This is a genomic window from Stenotrophomonas sp. GW821-FHT01H02A (assembly GCF_059422145.1).
Genome location: NZ_JBWKWI010000024.1, coordinates 1 through 1,570, shown reverse-complemented (window position 1 = coordinate 1,570; position 1,570 = coordinate 1). Strand labels below are relative to the sequence as shown.

Here is a 1,570-nt window from a genome sequence, read left to right as displayed (position 1 = left end):
CCAATGGCGGGACGCTGGTTAGCGTAGGCACGCGCCCGGTCGGCACGTTCCCCGAATCGGTGCAGAACCGCTACAGCGGCAGATAACGTGCCGGTCTACAATCGGCTTCCACACAGGGGGCTGACATGGACGTTCGCAAGGTACTGTTCTTCATCTCGATAGTTGTCACGCCTATCGCCACAGCACAGCAGATTCATTCGGCCGCGGGGCCTCAGCCTGTGCCCAAGTACGAGCCCAAGCGCGCTCAGCCCAACAATCTCGGCGCCACCCCGTTGAACTGTCCTCAGCACGTCGAACCAAGAATGCGGTTGCTGTGCAACGACATTGAGCGGACCCTCGTCCAGAGCGAGGCCAAGCGGCAAGGGCTACCGGTTCCATCCGCGAGCATCGTGAAGCTGCCCGGGCTGGGGAGCGCTGATGCCAAAACACTTGGCGCGGCGTGTGTTGGTGGAACTGCAATGCGCCGACTCAGCAATGGCTGGGAGCAGCTACGGGACGGCCAAGGCAACTGGCTGCGGTGCCGCGAGCAGTGATCCGGGGTGTAGGGGCGATGCCCCTACGGATACGCCTTCAACCAGCAGACCGTCCGAAGTGCCGGTCCCGGAAATCGCCCAGGTCCACGACGACGACCTTGACCATCTGGCGCTGACCGGCTTTTCGCTGTCCGGCCTCGGCCTTGCGCCGGGAGGCGAACCCGGCGACCCTGAGTTCCATCTGATCGCGCCACGCCAGCCCGGCAATCCGTTCGGGGGTCATGCGGTCGCCGTCAGGGCTGACTAGGTAGTTGCCTCTGACGCTCCAGCCCGCGAAGGGGCCGGTCAGGTACTGGCACATGCATCAATGCTCGCTTTGTCCTTGGAACCACGGAGAGGCAAGAGCGATGCCAGTAGCAGCTTCAGCAGGCCACCGTAGTACCTTGCCAGCCTGCCCGCAGCTTTACATAATATACATTATGCGAAATGGCGTAATCCGCCGTTTGGCGTGGGTCTGGCTCTGGATCAAGTCTTGCCTCCCGTCTCGGGAACCCAACAAGGACGAGATCGCAGCATGACCACGCTGGACCCGCACGACCGTATCGACATGACCGGCCCTTGGGCCGGTTTCGGCTTTCAGGGCGGCCATATGTTCACCCCCGAGGGCCACAGCCTTGAACCCTGCGACATGACCTGGTGGTCGCTGACCTGCAACATCGCACGGGAATGGCGGCTGATGATGGAGGAAGCGCGGCCGCGGCAGACGCGATCGGCAGCATCTGGAAAGCGCTGCCCCACAATGGATTCCAGCGTCGTATACCTACGTGAGTACGTCAGAAATCGCAGAGAGAGACGGCTGGGCATGGGTGATCCCGGTACCGGCGCCGAACCCTCCAACGTGGTCCATATGTCACGTGGGCCACGACGCCCCAAGCGCGGGTGAGGCGTTATCCGTAGGGGCGTAGCCCCTACACCCCGGATCTACTGCTCGCGGCACCGTAGCCAGTTGCCTTATCTGCCGCTGTAGCGGTTCTGCACCGATTCGGGGAACGTGCCGACCGGGCGCGTGCCTACGCTAACCAGCGTCCCGCCATTGC

The 1,570-nt window shown here is 63.1% G+C and carries 3 protein-coding genes; 2 read left to right on the top strand and 1 reads right to left on the bottom strand.

The annotated features are described in order from the left end of the window. The first annotated feature begins 125 nt into the window (after positions 1-125). A complete protein-coding gene (locus tag AC07WC_RS17730) occupies positions 126-533 on the top strand; it encodes a hypothetical protein (RefSeq protein WP_495211168.1) in 408 nt (135 codons plus the stop codon). 37 nt (positions 534-570) lie between these two features. Here the strand turns inward: AC07WC_RS17730 and AC07WC_RS17725 are convergent, their stop codons facing one another. Continuing rightward, positions 571-834, bottom strand: a complete 264-nt coding sequence (locus AC07WC_RS17725) for a DUF3653 domain-containing protein (RefSeq protein WP_123729278.1) — start codon at positions 832-834, stop codon at positions 571-573. A gap of 213 nt (positions 835-1,047) precedes the next feature. Between AC07WC_RS17725 and AC07WC_RS17720 the strand changes: the two genes are divergently transcribed. Then, on the top strand, positions 1,048-1,416 hold the full coding sequence (locus AC07WC_RS17720; protein WP_495211167.1) for a DUF3653 domain-containing protein: 369 nt from the start codon (positions 1,048-1,050) through the stop codon (positions 1,414-1,416). Positions 1,417-1,570 lie beyond the last annotated feature (154 nt).